Consider the following 18983-nt stretch of genomic DNA (forward strand, 5'->3'; position numbering starts at 1 on the left):
TGTGCTACGCGCTCAATTTACCAGCCCTTGTATTCACTCTTCATTTCTATTGGTAAAGATTGAACAAGATATAGAAATCATCTGTGTAAAAAAGCAGCGTTGAACGATCAACGCTGCTTTTTTGTGTTTACCAGTGTATTTTTGCTTATCTTATGAATTTACTCGACCTTGATGATTATCGATATCGTTTTTTTCAATAAATTCATTCACTTGTGTCAAGCGCTCGGCTGTACCGACGTCGATCCAGTTATCAGTAATCACTTCAGCAGTAATCTGGAATTTGATCATCGCTTGCTTAAGTAGTGGCGCCAATGCGGCAGGTTGTCCTGATACCAATCCCTCTACCAACGTAGGAGACATCACGCTAATACCAGCGAAAGTAAACTTGACTGCATCGCCAACTGGCTGCTCGCTGGCAAGACCATTATTAATAGCGAAATCACCACCATCATTGTGCTCTGGATTGTCAATCAACAACAGGTGTGCGCGCTGATCCGCGCCTAATGTATAGTCTCGCAACTGAGCAAAATCATAGGTCGTCCAAACATCAGAGTTGACGAGAATAAATGGCTCGTCTCGCAGCTTGCCTGACTGTAATGCCTGAAAAATGCCACCTGCCGTCTCTAACGGCTCATCACCTTCTACTGACCAATGTAGTTTGACTCCATATTGCGCACCGTCGCCCAAGGTATCCATCAGCTTATCCGCCAGCCATGACGCATTGATCGTGATATCGGTAATACCCGCCGCTTTTAGTGCTTTAATATGCCAGACAATAAGTGGCTGACCGCCCACTTCGACCAAAGGCTTGGGCGTATCTAGTGTCAATGGTCGCAGACGTGTGCCCTTACCAGCAGCCAAAATCATGGCTTGTGTAATCGTCGAGTTAGACATGCTTACTCCTATTTTTATTATTTAGTTTATCAATTTGATTAAGCATCATCTAGGCTGAAGCAAACTTACCTTTGTATGCAGGTAGAACAGCATCTTTTAGCCATTGATTAAAAGGTAGGACGGCATGCTTGGTCGCGTCATTACCTTGTTCAGCCAGCCAGTTTAATTCAATAATTAAATCACGCATGACTTTGGGAATATCACCCAAATAGCGATCTTTGCCATCGCGTTCAGATAATCGAATAAAAATCCCTAGTACTTTTAAATGACGCTGTACGCCCATTACATTAACGTCGTTTTCAAGCTGAACCACATTATCGGCTGTGGTTAGAAATTGTTGCTTTTGTAGCTGCCAAAAGTCGTTAATCCATGCAGATACTTGGTGCTCTGGCCATTCAACATAAGCATCGCGTACCAATGATACTAAATCATAAGTATAAGAGCCGATGACGGCATCCTGAAAATCAATCACACCCAAGCGCGATGTGTCCGCTTGGTCTTGCATGAGGTTACGACTATGATAGTCGCGATGCACAATGACTTGTGGCTGTAGCAGGATTTCATTGATGAGTGCCGATTTTAAGTTTTCCCACACCTCCTCATTCAGCTCTACGCCGATATAAGGGATAAACCACTCGCTAAACAGATTCATTTCGCGATCTAATAACGCCGTATCGTAATCTGGCAGCTGATACTGAGATTTTGCAGTCTCGACTGGTACCGTTTGCAGCGCTACTAACGTCTGCATGGCAAGTTGATAGTAGTCATTGATTTGCTCTGGTGTTGCATCATTCAGCAAATGAGCAAACTCTACTGCACCAAAGTCTTGTAGCACCAAAAAACCTTTTTCTAAATTTTGTGCGATGAGCGTCGGCACATTGATTGCAGGCGACATGAGTTTGGCAACATTGATGAACTGCCGCATGGCATCTTGCTCATCAGCAGAATCCATGACGATATGACGCGTATCTCCTGATCCGTCAGCCTCTAGCAGTTGAATGCGATGATAGCGGCGCGCACTCGCGTCACCCGGTAAACTGTCTAGATCAAAGGGCTTATCTACAAATACTTGCTGCAACCAATGCTCGAGTTGTTGTTGGCGATTGTCGTTATTGTTATCGGTCATGTCAGGCTCTATAGTGGTTTTATCAGTCATAATGGGCATCACAGGTTAAATATAAATCATAAATAATTAAAGTAGTGATAAGTCAGGCAAATACTTGCTAAAATGGTCATATCTTAAGCCGCAACAACTGCGTTAGTAGACATATCAAGATATCATTCAGTAATTTAACGATAAGCTGAAATTTTTAGCTCATTTAAAAGCAGCTTGGCTATATTATAAATTTTGGTAAATAGTGTAGCTGATTTGGTTTTTTTTGACTATGATTAGTCGTCATTATATGTAAAACAGCCAAATTCTTGAGATGACGCTATCGATGAGTGATTTTTTAGCCGTTCATTAACAACTTGGTCTTGTTGAATAATACGACTATGCAATTCAGTATCGCAATCCAATAGGCTCTGCAATCATAGGTGTGCCCTTGTTATATTCTCCGCTTTACCAAAGCATTCGTTTGATCTTATTTGGTGCCTTAGGCTTATCTAGCCTAACGGTTAATGCTGCCATCAACGATGCTGACACACAGACAACTGAGCCATCAAGTGCTGGTAGTACGAGCAGCTACCTTCCTGATACCAATAACAGTAATGTCACTCAAAGCAGTGATTACAACGATATCCGTTATAAAGACGCGCGCTCACAGCTCGATAATTCTCAAAGAGCGACTCCTGCCTCTGATTTTGATGACACCCGTTTCGCAAGCGATGCTAAGTTAGAAGACAGCGCCTCCGATGATGTTTTGAATATCACAGAGATTAATGAGTCTTCTGATACCGCCTCGACACAACCATCAAATATGCCAGATAGCGATCAGGTAAGCCGCGACACACGCGCTAATGCTATAGCTACACCTGAAAATACCGTAGCGGATAACCGCCAGCTAGATATCAATGATGAGAGCATTCAAGACAGTCTAGTGCGTTTGGCAGAATTCTATGAGCTTACACCAGAGACTCCTGTCTCAAATGACGTGGATAATATAGAAGATGCTGAGTCAGATAACATACAGAGTACTTTAGCGCCTACAGCGCAGACCATTACAAAAGTCGGTAAAAACTTACGATTATTGCCAAACGCTATAGATAGTGCACAACGCTGTGAAGGTCAATGGGTCTATCCAAAGAGCAACCCTAATTATCAGCGTGCTGTGAATGAAGCTGGCGGTGCAAATGGACAACCCGTACCTGATGTCGACAGTATTCCCAACAATCAAGCACCTTTATTCACAGAGTCAGACTACGGTTATTACAATAATATCAACTATGCTGAGCTATCAGGTAATGTGAAAGTCGATCAGGGCACCCAGCATATCGAAGCAGAGAAAGTTGTGATTGATCTAAGCAATGGCGTGGCTGCTGCACAAGGTAGAGTCATGTTTACCGATCAGGCGACAGGACAATCACTGCAACGTAGCAATGCACCGAGCAACGCTCAAGCCAGCTTTAATGAAAGAGCAAAAAAAGATGGTTTGATTGGGGTTGCAGACAGCTTAAATTATAATACTGAAACTGGACAATCAACAGCCAACGATGTGGCTTTTGCTAGTGTTGGGCTACAAGCACACGGCTACGCTAAACGCTTGAATAAGCCCAATGATAGTGAGTACGAGTTGGACGAGGTGATGTTTAGCACCTGTCCACCCACCAACCGTAAATGGCAACTTGATGCCAAAAGTATCGATTTGAATACTGATACAGGGCGCGGTGAAGCCTATAATACGACTTTTCGCATTGCTGACGTACCGGTCTTTTATCTGCCCTACTTTAACTTCCCAATAGACAGTCGTCGTAGCAGCGGATTTTTATTACCAAGTGCGAGCGTGAGTAGTAAGAGCGGTGTTGAGATTGATGTTCCTTATTACTTCAACCTAGCGCCCAACTACGATGCCACGCTCAATACGCATGTATATACTGATCGTAATCCTATGCTCTCAGGTGAGTTTCGTTATTTGACCGAAAACTATGGAGAAGGCATTTTTAACGGTTCATACTTGCCTAATGACAAAGAATATAATGACGAAGATCGTAAAAGCTTTTTTTATGATCATTATTGGTCATCGAAAAGTATTCCGCGATTAAGTGGTGATGCCAAATATAGCTATGTATCAGATGCAGACTATCTTGATGATTTTGATACCTTAGGTTTATCAGATAACACCATCAACCTACCAAGGCGTGCTCGAGTTAATTATTATAATGATTACGTCGATGGTGAGTTAAAAGTAGAAACCTTTCAAACGTTAGATGCGTTTACTGATAATGGTGAGGCTCTAGAGGATAAAGACAAACCCTATTCACGCCTACCACAACTAAAGCTCAACTATCGACTGCCGTGGGCGAAGAACTTTGACATCACTGGTGTACATGATTCTGCCTATTTTAAGAAGTCTATTGATGATGGCTCTGAGGATGAAAAGAGCGGCGCACGCATTTATAACAAAATAAGTGCCGTCTATCCGATGGAGAAGTCTTGGGGCTATATTAGACCGAAGCTAAGCCTACAGCACCTTTATACTTCCTATGATGAAGACAGCTTGGCAGACAATAACATCAGTGAAGAAGATGGTAGCCAATCCGTATTTGTGCCACAAGCCAGTATTGATGCAGGTCTGAATTTCTACCAAGCAGGCTCACCCTTTGGCGCTTTTGATGACACCATGGGTGGCTATCGTCTGCTTAGCCCGCGGGTGAAATACACGTATTCACCGTACAAAAACCAAAATGATATTCCTAACTTTAATACTCGTATTGCGTCTATTAACTATGAGCAGCTATTTTCAGACAGTTGGTTTTTAGGCCATGACCGCTTGCAGGATCTGCACTCTATTACGCCTGGTGTCAATTATCGTTACATCGATGCAACGGGTGTGACACGTTTTGATGGTAGCATTGCAGAACAGTTCTATATAGATGATGGTCGTGTCACGCTTGATGATGAACAACGAGTTTTCAACTCTTCTTCCTCAGGCATGGTATGGGATACCAGCACCCAACCTTACAATAATTTTTGGGTTGATGTGAGTGGTGCGCTGACTAACGACTATGATTTGAGCTATATCACGACTGAGCTACGTTATCAGCCATCAGACAATAGCTTGTTCAATGTGGGCTATGTCAAGCGTCAGCGTGATGAAAATACGGATCAGTTGCCATTGTCCGCATTTACCGCCTCTGCTGTTTTCCCTATCAACAATAGCTGGCGGATATTGGCTCAAGGTCAATATGACTATAATAGTAATAAGATGCTCGACTCACTTATCGGCGTTGATTATGAAGATTGCTGCTTTGGTTTTGCAGTTTATGGTCGTCGTTACTATAATGACTTAAACGTCAAAGATGAACCAACACAAGCGGTTATGGCAGAGATACGGTTGAATGGGCTTGGTAGTGGCAGTAGCCGCTTAACACGATTGCTCTCTGATAAGATATTAGGCTTTGAACCTGTCCAAACTGCATGGAAAGACTAACGAGATTTTTTGAAGTAAAATATTATTTATATAAAAATGTATAAAGCACTATCTACAATCCAATTATGGACAACACTGTCGGGTATTTAATGATTAAAAGTATTGGATCGTGTTGACCAACTACCATCCGATGCGATGACATTGATGAGGAGCATCATGAGATTTTTTTCTTTACGTCAAACCAGCCGCGCTGTACTACTGTCTATAGGGGTCAGCCTTACGCTCACTTTGAGCGCTCAAGCAGCCACGGTGGCACCTGCAGTAGCACAAACGTCGAATCCGGCTGGACAAAATACCGTCGATCGTTTGACACCTGCCAATAGTACTGATGGCATCGTGGCTTTGGTCAATGAAAACGCTATCTTGAAGAGCGAATTGGTTGATGCCATTACACAAACCCAAGCCCGTGCACAAGCGGCAGGCGAGCCAATTGCAAACTCAGCACAACTACAGTCTGAGGTACTAAACGCGCTTATCTTGCGTGAATTGCAACTATCAATGGTAAAACGTGTCGGCCTATCTCCTGATGAGACCGAGATCAATCAACGCCTTGCTCAAATTGCTCAATCTCAAGGGCTTAATAGCATCTCAGCATTACAGCAACGCTTAGATGCCGCGCGTCTTGGTAGTTATGCCGCATTACGTGCTCAACTGATCGAAGATGCTGCTATTCAAGAGCTGCAGCAGCGTCAAATCAGTCGCCGAGTACGCATTAGCGAGCAAGATATTGATGCATTTTTGGCGTCGCCTGAAGCAAAACGTTTGAACCAAAGTGAATACCAAACTGTGCATGTACGCGTTCCTTATATAGATGACTACAGCCGTCTGTCAGCAGCTCAACGTGAGGAAGCGCTAAAAGTTGCACAGGATTTGCGTACTCGTTTACTTGAACCAAATGTCAATGTCTCTGAAGCTGTTGCTGCAAGCCAAGGTAGCTATCCTATCCCTATTCAAGGTGGCGATATGGGCTTTCACAAAGCGGCCTCCCTGCCGACAGAGCTATCAAGCAAAATTACCAATCTCGATATTGGTGCAGTTAGTGAGCCGTTACTAACGCCTGAAGGTATCGATATCGTTAAGCTGGCTGATAAAAAAGCCAGTGATACCATGCTGATTCCGCAGTGGCACACTCGTCATATCTTAGTAAAAGTCGATGAGTTACAGACAGATGCACTGGCTGAACAGAAAATTAATGATTTGTATGAGCAACTGCGTAATGGCGCTGATTTTGCTGCCTTAGCATCAACCTATTCAGACGATCCAGGATCGGCTGGACGCGGTGGTGATCTTGATTGGGTCAGTGAAGAAGATATGGTGGCTCCATTTGAAGCCACAATGAAAAACACAGCCGTTGGTGACTACTCTGCTCCATTCAAAACTCAATTCGGCTGGCATATTTTAAAGGTTGACGGTAAGCGTCAGCAGGATGTGAGCGAGCAATATCGTCGCAATATGGCACGCCAAGCTTTGTATCAACGCCTAGCGCCTCAAGCACAAGAAGACTGGTTGCAAGAATTGCGTGCAGGTGCTTACATCCAAGTACTCGGTTAAAGACTTACGTTCAACTGCTTGGTCATAAGTTAATACACTGAACGCTAATAATACTAATTAGCTTGCACAGAAAAAGGGTATATGCCAATGCATATACCCTTTTTTTATTTAGAAATTAACTGCCAGTTAATTAGAATAATGGATAGCAAACCGCCTAAGTACAATTAACTTAACAGACGGTTAAACCAATCTATTTAGCTGTTTATAGCAAGAATATTACAAATCGATAGAGGATGCACAAAGAAAAGCCCCGAACCTAGGGCGATTGGTTCGGGGCTTCAGTGCTTCATGTTATTGTTATTATCTCTCTTCCATGTTGACTCATCCTAAGTCATAAACAGTAACGTATAAGACAGCGGGCTGACCTGTTCTTTTATTGATACCGTCTCAACACTGCATCCTTGCGTATCCTTGTGTTGATGAATGTATTATAGGACAATCAATTTGGTACGAATAGAAGCTAAAGACCTTATTTGACGTAAGCATATGCTTACGTTATAAGAGTAAACTTTAACCTATACGTCGCACTTCTTATCAACTAAAACTGCCTTGCGCTTGTTTGCGTTCATCTGACATTTTCTTGCCTTCTTTTTTACCTTCTTCAATCTTGCTATCTGCTTCTGCTACATCTTCTGCTTCTGCAGTAGGAGCGTTACCTTCTTGCTTACTCGTTTCTTCTGGCTCATATTGTAAAGTCGTCATGACAGGAAAATGATCAGATCCTATAGACGGCATACGTTTGATATCAACTACTGTAAAGCAAGCACTATGGAAAATGTGATCCAATGCCCAACGCAGAAACGGATATTTGACATGAAAGGTGTTGATAAAGTGTCGACCAATACGAGGATCTAGCAGCCCAGAAATACGCTGAAAGCGGCGCGTGGTTTTTGACCATGCCACATCGTTGAGATCACCAGCCAATATCGCGGTTTGCTTATTTTTTTTGATGTGTTTGCCAACCATCAACAGCTCAGCATCACGCGTGGTAGATTTATCAGCCTCAGTTGGACTTGGAGGCATAGGATGCAAGCAGTATAGCCAAATCACTCGACCACCTTGCAAGCGTAACTGCGTATGAATAGAAGGTATGTCATCAATCATTAGGTACTTCACTTCAGGATCTATGAGCTCAAGCTTAGAGTACAGGTGCATACCGTATAGATTATCCAGCGGAACCTTCACTGTATATGGATAATCAGACTCAATTTGCTGTAAGGCTTTCTCCCATTTTTTATCAGTTTCAAGCGTAATTAAAATGTCGGGCTGTCTATGCTTGACCAAATCAACCAATTTTTGTGTTTCATTATTGGGTGTTAATACATTTGACACCATGATTTTTAATTGATGTGCTTCCCCTTCTGGCTTATTTTTCGCTTTTTGAACTTCTTTTTTCCATAGCTTAGTATACGGCAATACCATTCTTAACTGGAACGCTAACGTGATGCTAAGCACTATAAATAACAACCATTGTCCCAGTTGCCACTCTGAGAAAAACATGATCATGCCAATCCAAGCAATAATGCCCAGTACCATTATCTGAATGCGTGGGAATTCGACGCCACGTACCCACCAATTATCCAGTGGCACCCAACCCCAGATCGTTACAAACGCGATGAATCCTGCTAGCCATTGTAAGCTGTAATATAATAGTGAGAGATCCATAGTATGTGATAACCGTTTATTGAGATGATAATGGGGCCAATAATGACATGTGCTGTGCCATTCATTCCATGACAACGCACATCATTATCTTAACTGAACTGAGTTCTAACTGAACTGACGTCAAGTATGAATGCTAGAAGCTTACTTTAGCATTTCATAAGATTTTCGCCTATATATGAGTCGCGATTCTGCAACAACTGCCATAAAAATTTACAATACCTACCCAATCAAAATAATAAGTATTTTATCGAAAGCCTTATTCTTTATAGGCAACCAAATATATTTTGCCAATACCTAAGCACGACTCTAATAATAACGTAAAGTTATAGTACACATAGTTAATAGTGTATGGAAAACGAGTAAATAATAGCCAAAACGCCTTGCTTTTTTGTACCATTCACGGCATTGTTATCGGTTGGTGATGCAACAAATAATTGTAAATAGGACTGAATTTCATGAGTAATTTAACAGTAGGCTTGGTAGGCTGGCGCGGCATGGTAGGATCAGTATTGATTCAACGTATGCAAGAAGAAAATGACTTTGACGGTATTACGCCTGTCTTTTTTTCAACCAGTAATGCTGGTGGTGATGCGCCAAAATTCGACGGTATTAAAACTGGCCAACTAAAAGACGCTCATGATATTGAAGCACTCGCTGCCTGTGATGTGATTATTACTTGCCAAGGTGGTGATTATACGTCAAAAGTTCACCAACCACTACGTGATAGTGGCTGGACTGGCTATTGGGTTGATGCGGCAAGTACGCTACGCATGCGAGACGATAGCATCATCATTCTTGATCCAGTCAATCGCAGCGTCATTGATGACGCCCTAGCCAGTGGCAAAAAAGACTTTATCGGTGGTAACTGTACCGTATCGTTGATGCTGATGGCTATCGGTGAGTTATTTAATAAAGGTTGGGTCGAATGGGTCAGCGCGATGACCTATCAGGCGGCTAGTGGCTCTGGTGCCAATAACATGCGTGAGCTTATCTCAGGTATGGGTGTTTTGCATGACGCTGTACAAGATGAGCTGGCCAACCCTGCTAGCGCCATTCTTGATATTGATAAGAAAATCGCTCAGACACAGCGTTCAGCAGACTTCCCTACACAGTACTTTGGTGTGCCGCTTGCCGGTAGCTTGATTCCTTATATCGATGTACAGTTAGAAAATAAGCAGTCAAAAGAGGAATGGAAAGGCGGTGTTGAGACTAACAAAATTCTTGGTAATGACGAAGCTAGCACGATTCCTATCGATGGTATGTGTGTACGTGTCGGGGCAATGCGTTGCCATGCACAAGGTCTAACCATCAAGCTCAAAAAAGATATCCCTCTAGAAGAGATTGAAGCCGCCCTAAAAAATAGCGGCAACGAGTGGTTAGACTTGGTCGAAGACGACAAAGAAGCCACTATGAATCGCTTAACGCCAGTCGCAGTGACTGGTACATTAACAGTTGCATTAGGCCGCTTACGTAAGCTTAAAATGGGTCCTGAATATCTAGGTGCCTTTACGGTTGGTGATCAGCTACTGTGGGGCGCAGCAGAACCATTGCGCCGTATGCTGAATATCATTCGTGAGCAAAACAACTAAATCGAATAACCAAAATATCAGATAAAAAAGACAGCAAGTGCTGTCTTTTTTGTGCGGTCAAGAACCTAAATGGCTAAGAACAATGACTATATGCCCTAGTATCCTTGTATTACTTTTGCTCATACGCAATCATTACCTCGTTACGACGTAAAAATGGCAATGCCCATGGCTCATCGTAACGTGCCAATTCTGGCTCACCTGTAGGCGTTAAATGTTTGCTTTGCATCCAATTTCGCAGTTCTTATGTCCTTTTATCTACTTTATCACTTCCAGTAAATCCTGAGAATTTGATAATGTCATAATTTTGAGCTCGTACTTCGACGATTTCGACTTCTGGGTTATTTGGTTTTGGTGACGTCTCCATCGTATATTTACTGGGCATCGCGAATTGTACGCGCCACTTTCCGTCATCTTGCTGCATACTGACTGACTATATTGACAGAATGAATATCAATATCCAAAAAATCCCTAACAATGCTATAATTAGCGCCATTTTCATAGCTCATATATCGGTTAACATATGCAATTTGTCTTACATAAAACAGCCAGCGGTGCAACGCGTGCACGCCGCGGCACCGTTCATCTCAATCATGGCGACGTGCAGACGCCTGCCTTTATGCCTGTTGGGACTTATGGTACGGTCAAAGGTATGCTGCCACGTGATATCGAAGCCATTGGTGCTGATATCATTTTAGGCAACACTTTTCACCTCTGGTTACGCCCAGGTACGGAAGTGATTGATAAATTTGGCGGCTTGCATAAGTTCATGCATTGGGACAAGCCTATTTTGACGGATTCAGGCGGCTTCCAAGTCTTTAGCTTGGGTGCAATGCGTAAAATTACCGAAGAAGGTGTTAACTTCAAATCGCCTATCGATGGTGCCAAAGTATTTCTTTCTCCTGAAAAATCCATGCAAATCCAGTACAGCTTGAACTCAGACATTGTCATGCAGTTCGATGAATGCACCCCTTATCCAGCGACTCATGATAAAGCAAAGAAATCTCTAGAGCTATCACTACGCTGGGGACAACGCTGCGTTGATGAGCACAATAGACTGGGTAGCACCAACGCATTATTCGGTATCGTACAAGGCAGTATGTATCCCGATTTGCGCCAGCAATCACTCGAAGGTTTGCTAGATATCGGCTTTGATGGTTATGCTATCGGCGGTCTTTCGGTTGGTGAGCCAAAAGAAGAGATGATGGACGTCCTAGACTACCTGCCTGATGATATGCCAGCAGATAAGCCGCGCTATCTAATGGGCGTTGGTAAGCCTGAGGATTTAGTTGAAGGCGTACGCCGCGGCGTCGATATGTTTGACTGTGTGATGCCAACTCGTAACGCGCGTAATGGCCATTACTTTGTGACGGGCGATGCAGACAATGCTGGTGTGGTACGTATCCGCAATAGCCAATACCGCAATGATGAAGGCCCATTAGATCCTGAATGTGACTGCTACACTTGCCAAAACTTTAGCCGTGCTTATTTGTATCATCTTAATAAATGTAAAGAGATGCTGGGTGCTCAGCTAGCCACCATTCACAACTTACGCTATTACCAACGTTTGATGCAAGGTATCAGAGATGCCATCGAGCAAGACCAGTTTGATGAATTCGTTAGCGAATTTTATAATAAGCGTGGACAAACCATTCCTGAGTTAAACTTGCGTTAATCCATTTTAGTATTTATTGATATTATTAGACATAAAAAGGGCTTAAGATAATTCTTAAGCCCTTTTTATGTGTGCTGCTTTTATCACTCAATGATTTACATGTCTAAATCATTGTAAATAACTATTAGCCCATCAGTGAGGTAACAAATACCACGATCACAGCGATTGGCGCGATGAATTTTGCAACAATTTGCCAAAGCTGCCATGTCGCATTAGATAAACCAAGCTCTTGCTGAATACTACGCTGATCCATTTTCCAACCAACAAATACGATAGCCGCAAGACCTGTTAGAGGTAACAGGAACTTACTGGTAATCTTGTCTAGGGCATCAAAGATACCGTTACCCATAATAGTAAATTCAGACCATAGGTTAAACGATAGCAATGCGGCAATGCCTAATAGCCAAATCACAGTACTGGCAACGATAGTCGATACGGTACGGCTCATCGACGTACGCTCTTCTAGTAGCTCAACCGTTGGCTCTAGTAATGAGATAGATGAGGTGACAGCTGCAAAGGTAATAAGCAAAAAGAACAATGCACCAATGATAATACCCGCACTCATGCTACCAAAAGCAATCGGTAAGCTGACGAAGATCAGACCAGGACCCGACGCAGGATCTAGACCGTTACTAAAGATAATTGGGAAAATGGCTAAACCAGCCGCCAAAGCGATAACCGTATCCAAAATAACAACGGTACGTGCAGTTTTTAGCAAGTTCACTTCACGGCCCAAATACGAACCATAAGCAACCATGATGCCCATACCAATCGATAGCGTGAAGAAGGCATGACCTAATGCTGCAAGCATAACGTCAGCCGTCAGCTTGCTCATGTCTGGCGTGAACAAATAAGCAACTGCCTCACCAAAACCCCCATTCATTATGTTATAACCAACGATAACGAAAAGGATCACACCCAACAGTGGCATCAAAATCTTGGCTGCTTTTTCGATACCACTCGTTACACCAATACCAACGATAACGGCCGTTAAAATCATGAATACAGTGTGCCAAATCGTCAATGTACCGGCTGATGCTAGCATCGCATCAAAGGTCGCAGCCACAGAATCACTATCTTGACCTGTAAAGCTGCCTGACGCCACTTTGGTGATATAGTTAAGTGCCCAACCACCGATCACACTATAGAAGGATAGAATTAAAAAGCCACCCAAAATACCAGTAGCACCAACGATGGTCCAGCTACGAGATTTACCTTCGCTAGCAGCCACATCCGCAAACGTGTTGACTGGGTTTTTTTGTCCACGGCGACCAATGAGCCATTCAGCAACTAATATTGGAAAACCGACTAGCGCGATACAGAATAAATAAGCGATAACGAAAGCTGAACCACCGCTCTCACCCACCATATATGGAAACTTCCATATATTTCCCAAACCTACTGCTGAACCTACTGCCGCTAACACGAAGCCAAAACTTGAGCTCCATTGCGCATGTTCTTGTTTATTGATAGCCATTTTTTGCGTCCTCGTACTTCAAATAACGCTACTGACAATCCTCCTTGATCATCATAAATAGTCACTACTACTATCAAACTATTTAGTAAACACTTCAATATGGAGTGCCCCGTAACATTAAGAAAGAATTGTTTACAATATCATAAACGCTCAGTTTCTGCTAAGCGACCAAAAAAGTCAAGCACTCATAAATATAAAAAGCCATAACAATTGGTTATGGCTTTTAGCAATATTATCTTTTATTAATAAAATTTAGGCAGATTAAAACTGTAAAAAACGACTATCTAGCCTAGCTTCTATCGTAGCTCAATATGCGTTTAACGCACCACCCCGCGACGACTTTTTTGTAGTGAATCAATCAACAATTGAACTTTTGGCTCTTGAGATAGTAGCTCACCTTGCAGAACCTCTAAAGCTTGCGCTGTCGTCAGACCCGATCTAAAAATAGTACGATACGCTTGGCGTAGGACATCAATGGTTTCTTTCGACCAATCTTTTCGGCGCATGCCTTCGATATTTAGACCATGAGCTTTTGCTGGATTACCAGACACCATCGTAAACGCTGCGACGTCTTTTAAAATCAAACTAGCACCGCCGATTAAGCTGTAATCATCTATTGTACAAAACTGATGAATACCTGAATTGCCACCGATGATTGTATGGCTGCCGATAGTCACGTGACCTGCAACACCAACATTATTTGCCAGCACATTATGATCGCCAATCACACAATCATGCGCCACATGAGTATTGACCATCAACAAGTTATGACTACCTATCTTGGTTAGCTCACTATCTTGTGCAGTACCGCGATGTAGGCTACAAGCTTCGCGAATCGTATTGTGATCGCCAATCTCAAGCCAAGTACGCTCACCTGCATACTTTAGATCCTGAGGATCCTCTCCAACACTCGCAAACTGATAGAATTGATTGTGTGCACCGATACGCGTCAACTTTGTGACAACGACATGCCTATGCAACACAGTATGTGGTCCAATTGACACTTCATCACCAATGATACAGTAGGGACCAATGATGGCAGTCTCATCAATCTGTGCAGATGGTGAGATGAGTGCTGTAGGGTGAATCTGACTCATGATGTGGGCCCTTGTATCATTTAATGCAAATAAATAGTCAGCCAAATACAGCCAGTTTGGCTTCATGAATGAGGCCAATATCCGCTGCTTTGTTAAATATCAATATAATAGCTCATTATAATTGTGAAGATCGATTCGATATAGCGCTTTATGAATGCTAACTTATTACAAACTTAGGCACTTTTACTGTCTTTGATTTTTTGCTGCTCTTGACGCGCAATCATGATTTGAGCACTCGCAGCAAGTTCGTCTTCGACATGCACCGTACAATCAAACTTATAAATACCATGGCGCTGCATCACTGTCTTGGCACGAATGGTGAGTTGATCACCAGGAATGACTCGGCGCTTAAAACGCACTTTATCCACACCAGCAAACAAATACAGATAGCCATCTTCTGAAGTCAGACCTGCGGTAATGAACCCAAGTATGCCTGAAACCTGTGCCATTGCCTCTACCATCAATACCCCTGGCATGATTGGCTCGTCAGGAAAATGCCCATTAAAAAACTCTTCATTAATGGTCACATTTTTGATACCCGTAATGCACTCTCCTGGTGTACAAGCGACCACTCTATCGACCAACATAAAAGGATAACGATGTGGTAAATAATGCTTAATCGTATGATACGTTAGTGGCAGGGTAAGACCTTGCTCAGCCAAGCTTTTGATGTCTTCATCAGTTGGGATATCTATATGGTCATTGCTCATAATGAGGCTTCCTTGCTATGTTTTGGATGTTTATTGTTTGTATGTGTTCGCATTAATCACGACCAAGCTGACGAAAGCGTACCGCTGCACGGCGCCAATTAGCAGTTGGCATAGCAGCAGTTCCAGAAGAGTAAGAACCAGCAGTTTTTATAGATTTGGTAACCATGGTCATACCTGATAAAACCACATCATCTGTAATTTCGATATGCCCTGTGATACCAACAGCACCGCCAATAATGCAGCGTTTACCTATCGTCGTACTACCGGCAATACCCGTTTGGGAGGCAATGGCAGTACCGTCACCAATACGTACGTTATGAGCAACTTGAACCAAATTATCAATGATAACATGATTGCCAATAACCGTATCATCAATGGCGCCGCGATCGACACAGGTGTGACTACCAATGCGTACATGATCACCAATAATCACACGGCCTAGCTGAGCGATCCGCTCCCAGCCTGAAACACTAGGGTTGTTGGTAGGAGCAAAGCCAAACCCTTCGGCACCAATGCTCGCACCCACATGCAATCTTGCATAATTGCCAATGACACAATCATGGCCAATAACCACTTGCGACTTGATAACACTGTCAGTACCGATCTCAGAATGCGCCTCAATCACTACATGGGCATCAAGTGAGCTACGCGCTCCTATCTGCACATAGTCGCCAATGACACAAAAAGGACCAATATTAACCTCATCACCAATCACAGCGCTATCAGAGATCACAGCACTAGGATGGATTCCAGCAGATAGTGACTGACGGGCAAATAGTTGGCTGGCGCTGGCATAAGCTAGGTATGGGTCAGAGACAACCAACGCTAAGGCCGACTCAGGTACTTGGTCACGATACGCTTGGGTGACCAATACTGCACCTGCTTGGCTACCGGACAAACTAGAGATATAGTGAGGGTCTGCCAAAAAGCTTAGCTGCTTTTGGTCAGCAGTAGTTAAACTTCCAACACTGTTGAATGGGTGACGTAACTGCTCAGCACTAATATCAGCCTTATTGATAATGGGCTGACGCTGCTCAATCCGAGTGATAAGTTGCTCAATCGTTATCATAATGACTATTAATAGACTATTGTTATATATAAAACGGTCGTCAAAATAACAATGTGTTTTGACGACCTACTGGAAACTAATGACATTCTAACTTACTTAGACAAATATTTGAGAACGATTAGATATATTTAGATAATATTAGCGATCTAGAATGTATTACCAATCTGGAACTGGACCTTTTCAGTTTCGTCGCCTTCTTTATCACCAAAAGGTACGGCATAACTGAGTGAAATTGGACCAATTGGTGTATACCATGTCACACCTGCACCTGCACTAAAGCGGAATTCGTTGTCTTGGGTCAATAGTGGTACACCTGTATCCTCACCAGTGCCAGGATTAACGAAGGTACGGTCTTCTTTGTCACTTGTATCGAATACCTGACCACCTTCAGCAAATAGTACTGGACGTACTTGGTCTGCCCAATCGCCTTTAAACGGCATCGGTAAAATCAATTCGGTACCAAAAGTAACTAACGCATTACCACCTACTTTTTCGTCCTTATAACGAACACTATCATTGATGGCATCATTATAGCTTTGCGACTTAGGACCCAATCTTGATGATTTATAACCACGAACCGAACCATAACCACCAGCATAGAAGTTTTCATAGAATGGCAAATCATTACCATAGCCAAGCTTGGTATAACCACGCGCCACCCAATCTTTATAAATCGGATAGTAGATATTGCCGCGATAAACCAGTTTCTGATAACTGGCATCACCAAGACCAATGGTCGCATCGACCGTATGGCTCATGCCTTTATTTGGAAATACAGGGCGATCTAAGGTGCTATAATCCCAGCCCAGTAATAAGTTGTAGGTCTGATAATCATTTTTAAAGCCAGTACGACCTTCGAAATCTCCAGTGAAGTCTTCAACAGTACCGCCATCATCGATGATTTCTTGTGCGTTTGATATGCCGAGGAAACGACCACCACGTACTGTCGTGTTGTCGACATTTAGACCAGCACTGACACGCTTGGTTTCATCAACAGGATAGCTGTAGTTCAGCGTGGCACCATAAGCGTCGGTGACATATTTACTAACGTTTCTGTCGTCGTATTTGGTTTCGCGATAATAAGCACTCACCCCTTGTGAGACGCCATTTTCTGTAAAGTATGGATCGGTATATCCTAAGCTATACGAATCACGTGTCTCTGAACGTGATAGTGCGGCTTTAACGCGGTTACCAGTGCCCATAAAGTTATTTTGGGTCAAATCCAACTGAAAAGTAACACCGCCGCTCTGCGAGTAACCTGCTGCAATCGTTGAACTACCAGAAGGTTGCTCTTCTACTGTATAGTTGACATCTACTTGATCTGGCTGATTGGGTACTGGTTTTACATCAACGTTAACAGCTTTAAAGAAACCGGTACGCATAAGACGTGTACGTGAAAGCTGGATTTTTTCGCTAGAGGCAAGAGAGCCTTCTAACTGACGCATCTCACGGCGCAATACTTCATCTTGAGTTTTGAGATTGCCTGTGAAGTTGATACGGCGAACATAAATAGGACGTGCAGGATCGATATAATAATCCACGTCAACCATTTTGGTGTCGTCATTAATGCGTGGTACGGGTCTAACTTGAGCTAGATAATACCCTTCGTTACCATAGCGTCTTTTGAGCGCAGCTGTGGTGTCATCCAGTTTGGCCTGTGAATATTTTTCATTAGGCGCAAAAGTCACCAACTCTTTTAGTTCGTCGTTATAAAAAGTAGGCTTACCTAAGAAATTGACGTCACCAAACTGATACTGCTCACCTTCACTCAAACTGACTTCGATGAACACACTACGTTTATCTTCACTAATATTGAGTACCGCGTTATCTACTGCGAAACGCACATAACCATCGTTTTGATACAATGCTTTTAAATTATCTAAACTGGCGGCCAGTTTTTCTTGTGCATATCGATCAGATTTTGATAGCAAGCGTGTCCATGAAGACTCTTTTACCGCAAAGACATCTTTGATCTCTTCATCGCTAAAGTGCTTATTACCAATGACATTAATATCAACAACTTTGGCAGGCTTACCTTCGATGAAGCGCACATCAAGTTTGACGCGGTTACCATCAAGTACCGTCTGATCTACTTCAATATTACTGTTGTAGTAACCTTGGCTGATATACTGCTGTTGCAGCTCATTAGCAACGCCTTGCAGGGTCGATTGCTTCAGTACATTACCGACAGACAGTCCAGCATTCCCAAGTCCTTGCTCAAGCCCTTCTTTGGGAATGAGCTTATTACCTTCAAAATTCACTTCGGCAATAGTCGGACGTTCAATAACATCAAACCTTAGATTGCCACCTTCGACACGGCTTTGAATATCAGCAAAGTTTTCAGTGGCATACAGTGCCTTGATACTGGCCGCTAAGCTACTGTCATTGACCGTATCTCCTACCGTAATAGGTAGAACCGGATAGAGGCTATCAGGGGTTAGGCGTTGTAAGCCATTGAAACCGATGTCAGTCACTACAAATTCTGCAGCCTGTACCGGCATACTCATCATCGCTACAACTAACGGCAACCCAGCCGCGCTCATAAATAAAGGCGTACGCATAAACACTATCCGTCAATAAAAAACTTGCTAAAGTTAAGTTAAAAAGCATATGTTGTCCAGCCCATTTGCACAAAGTCGCAACTCCATGCATGGCTGACTCAGAACACTT

At 43.0% G+C, this 18983-nt stretch carries 12 protein-coding genes and 1 pseudogene; 4 read left to right on the forward strand and 9 right to left on the reverse strand.

The window, feature by feature from the left end:
• Positions 1-150 precede the first annotated feature (150 nt).
• Together murU and B3V51_RS00495 are read right to left on the reverse strand one after the other, a co-directional pair.
• Positions 151-894: an N-acetylmuramate alpha-1-phosphate uridylyltransferase MurU gene (gene murU, locus B3V51_RS00490; RefSeq protein WP_212563720.1), complete on the reverse strand. Its 744-nt coding sequence runs from the start codon at positions 892-894 to the stop codon at positions 151-153.
• 49 nt (positions 895-943) lie between these two features.
• On the reverse strand, positions 944-2059 hold the full coding sequence (locus B3V51_RS00495; protein WP_414706357.1) for an aminoglycoside phosphotransferase family protein: 1116 nt from the start codon (positions 2057-2059) through the stop codon (positions 944-946).
• Positions 2060-2438: 379 nt separating this feature from the next.
• Here B3V51_RS00495 and B3V51_RS00500 point away from each other — a divergent pair, with 379 nt between their 5' ends.
• Both B3V51_RS00500 and B3V51_RS00505 read left to right on the forward strand, forming a co-directional pair.
• The gene (locus tag B3V51_RS00500; RefSeq protein WP_212563722.1) at positions 2439-5483 is read left to right on the forward strand and encodes an LPS-assembly protein LptD; all 3045 of its coding nucleotides are present in this window, start codon (positions 2439-2441) and stop codon (positions 5481-5483) included.
• Between the two features lie 156 nt (positions 5484-5639).
• Positions 5640-7034 (forward strand): peptidylprolyl isomerase, encoded by a 1395-nt coding sequence (locus B3V51_RS00505; protein ID WP_212563723.1) that lies wholly within the window; start codon positions 5640-5642, stop codon positions 7032-7034.
• 534 nt (positions 7035-7568) lie between these two features.
• Here B3V51_RS00505 and B3V51_RS00510 read toward each other — a convergent pair.
• Positions 7569-8699, reverse strand: a complete 1131-nt coding sequence (locus tag B3V51_RS00510) for an endonuclease/exonuclease/phosphatase family protein (protein WP_212563724.1) — start codon at positions 8697-8699, stop codon at positions 7569-7571.
• 455 nt (positions 8700-9154) lie between these two features.
• Here B3V51_RS00510 and asd point away from each other — a divergent pair, with 455 nt between their 5' ends.
• Complete coding sequence (asd, locus tag B3V51_RS00515) at positions 9155-10288, forward strand: aspartate-semialdehyde dehydrogenase (protein ID WP_286707769.1); 1134 nt, start codon at positions 9155-9157, stop codon at positions 10286-10288.
• Positions 10289-10397: 109 nt separating this feature from the next.
• On the opposite strand, the pseudogene B3V51_RS00520 reads toward asd, so the two are convergent.
• Positions 10398-10709 (reverse strand): annotated as a pseudogene (locus tag B3V51_RS00520) (SOUL family heme-binding protein).
• A 99-nt stretch (positions 10710-10808) separates the two neighbouring features.
• On the opposite strand from B3V51_RS00520, the gene tgt reads away from it, so the two are divergent.
• A complete protein-coding gene (gene tgt / locus B3V51_RS00525) occupies positions 10809-11960 on the forward strand; it encodes a tRNA guanosine(34) transglycosylase Tgt (RefSeq protein WP_212563726.1) in 1152 nt (383 codons plus the stop codon).
• 124 nt (positions 11961-12084) lie between these two features.
• Here the strand turns inward: tgt and B3V51_RS00530 are convergent, their stop codons facing one another.
• From B3V51_RS00530 to bamA, 5 genes are all read right to left on the reverse strand, one after another.
• The gene (locus tag B3V51_RS00530; RefSeq protein WP_071003465.1) at positions 12085-13437 is read right to left on the reverse strand and encodes a sodium-dependent transporter; all 1353 of its coding nucleotides are present in this window, start codon (positions 13435-13437) and stop codon (positions 12085-12087) included.
• 317 nt (positions 13438-13754) lie between these two features.
• Entirely contained in the window at positions 13755-14534 is a 780-nt protein-coding gene (lpxA, locus tag B3V51_RS00535) for an acyl-ACP--UDP-N-acetylglucosamine O-acyltransferase (RefSeq protein WP_212563727.1), read from the reverse strand.
• A gap of 173 nt (positions 14535-14707) precedes the next feature.
• The gene (fabZ, locus tag B3V51_RS00540; RefSeq protein WP_058023665.1) at positions 14708-15244 is read right to left on the reverse strand and encodes a 3-hydroxyacyl-ACP dehydratase FabZ; all 537 of its coding nucleotides are present in this window, start codon (positions 15242-15244) and stop codon (positions 14708-14710) included.
• 52 nt (positions 15245-15296) lie between these two features.
• Complete coding sequence (gene lpxD / locus B3V51_RS00545) at positions 15297-16313, reverse strand: UDP-3-O-(3-hydroxymyristoyl)glucosamine N-acyltransferase (protein WP_058023666.1); 1017 nt, start codon at positions 16311-16313, stop codon at positions 15297-15299.
• A 146-nt stretch (positions 16314-16459) separates the two neighbouring features.
• A complete protein-coding gene (gene bamA / locus B3V51_RS00550) occupies positions 16460-18874 on the reverse strand; it encodes an outer membrane protein assembly factor BamA (RefSeq protein ID WP_286707770.1) in 2415 nt (804 codons plus the stop codon).
• Between the last annotated feature and the right edge of the window lie 109 nt (positions 18875-18983).

Source organism: Psychrobacter sp. UBA2514, from assembly GCF_002341255.1.
In the GTDB taxonomy this organism is placed as follows: Bacteria; Pseudomonadota; Gammaproteobacteria; order Pseudomonadales; family Moraxellaceae; genus Psychrobacter; species Psychrobacter pacificensis.

Bases quoted from the DNA above. Each gene is read 5' to 3' on its own strand.
- lpxA (WP_212563727.1), bottom strand. From the start codon at position 14,534: ATGAGTCAGATTCACCCTACAGCACTCATCTCACCATCTGCACAGATT.
- B3V51_RS00505 (WP_212563723.1), top strand. From the start codon at position 5,640: ATGAGATTTTTTTCTTTACGTCAAACCAGCCGCGCTGTACTACTGTCT.
- asd (WP_286707769.1), top strand. From the start codon at position 9,155: ATGAGTAATTTAACAGTAGGCTTGGTAGGCTGGCGCGGCATGGTAGGA.
- bamA (WP_286707770.1), bottom strand. From the start codon at position 18,874: ATGCGTACGCCTTTATTTATGAGCGCGGCTGGGTTGCCGTTAGTTGTA.
- B3V51_RS00530 (WP_071003465.1), bottom strand. From the start codon at position 13,437: ATGGCTATCAATAAACAAGAACATGCGCAATGGAGCTCAAGTTTTGGC.
- fabZ (WP_058023665.1), bottom strand. From the start codon at position 15,244: ATGAGCAATGACCATATAGATATCCCAACTGATGAAGACATCAAAAGC.
- murU (WP_212563720.1), bottom strand. From the start codon at position 894: ATGTCTAACTCGACGATTACACAAGCCATGATTTTGGCTGCTGGTAAG.
- lpxD (WP_058023666.1), bottom strand. From the start codon at position 16,313: ATGATAACGATTGAGCAACTTATCACTCGGATTGAGCAGCGTCAGCCC.
- B3V51_RS00495 (WP_414706357.1), bottom strand. From the start codon at position 2,059: ATGCCCATTATGACTGATAAAACCACTATAGAGCCTGACATGACCGAT.
- tgt (WP_212563726.1), top strand. From the start codon at position 10,809: ATGCAATTTGTCTTACATAAAACAGCCAGCGGTGCAACGCGTGCACGC.
- B3V51_RS00510 (WP_212563724.1), bottom strand. From the start codon at position 8,699: ATGGATCTCTCACTATTATATTACAGCTTACAATGGCTAGCAGGATTC.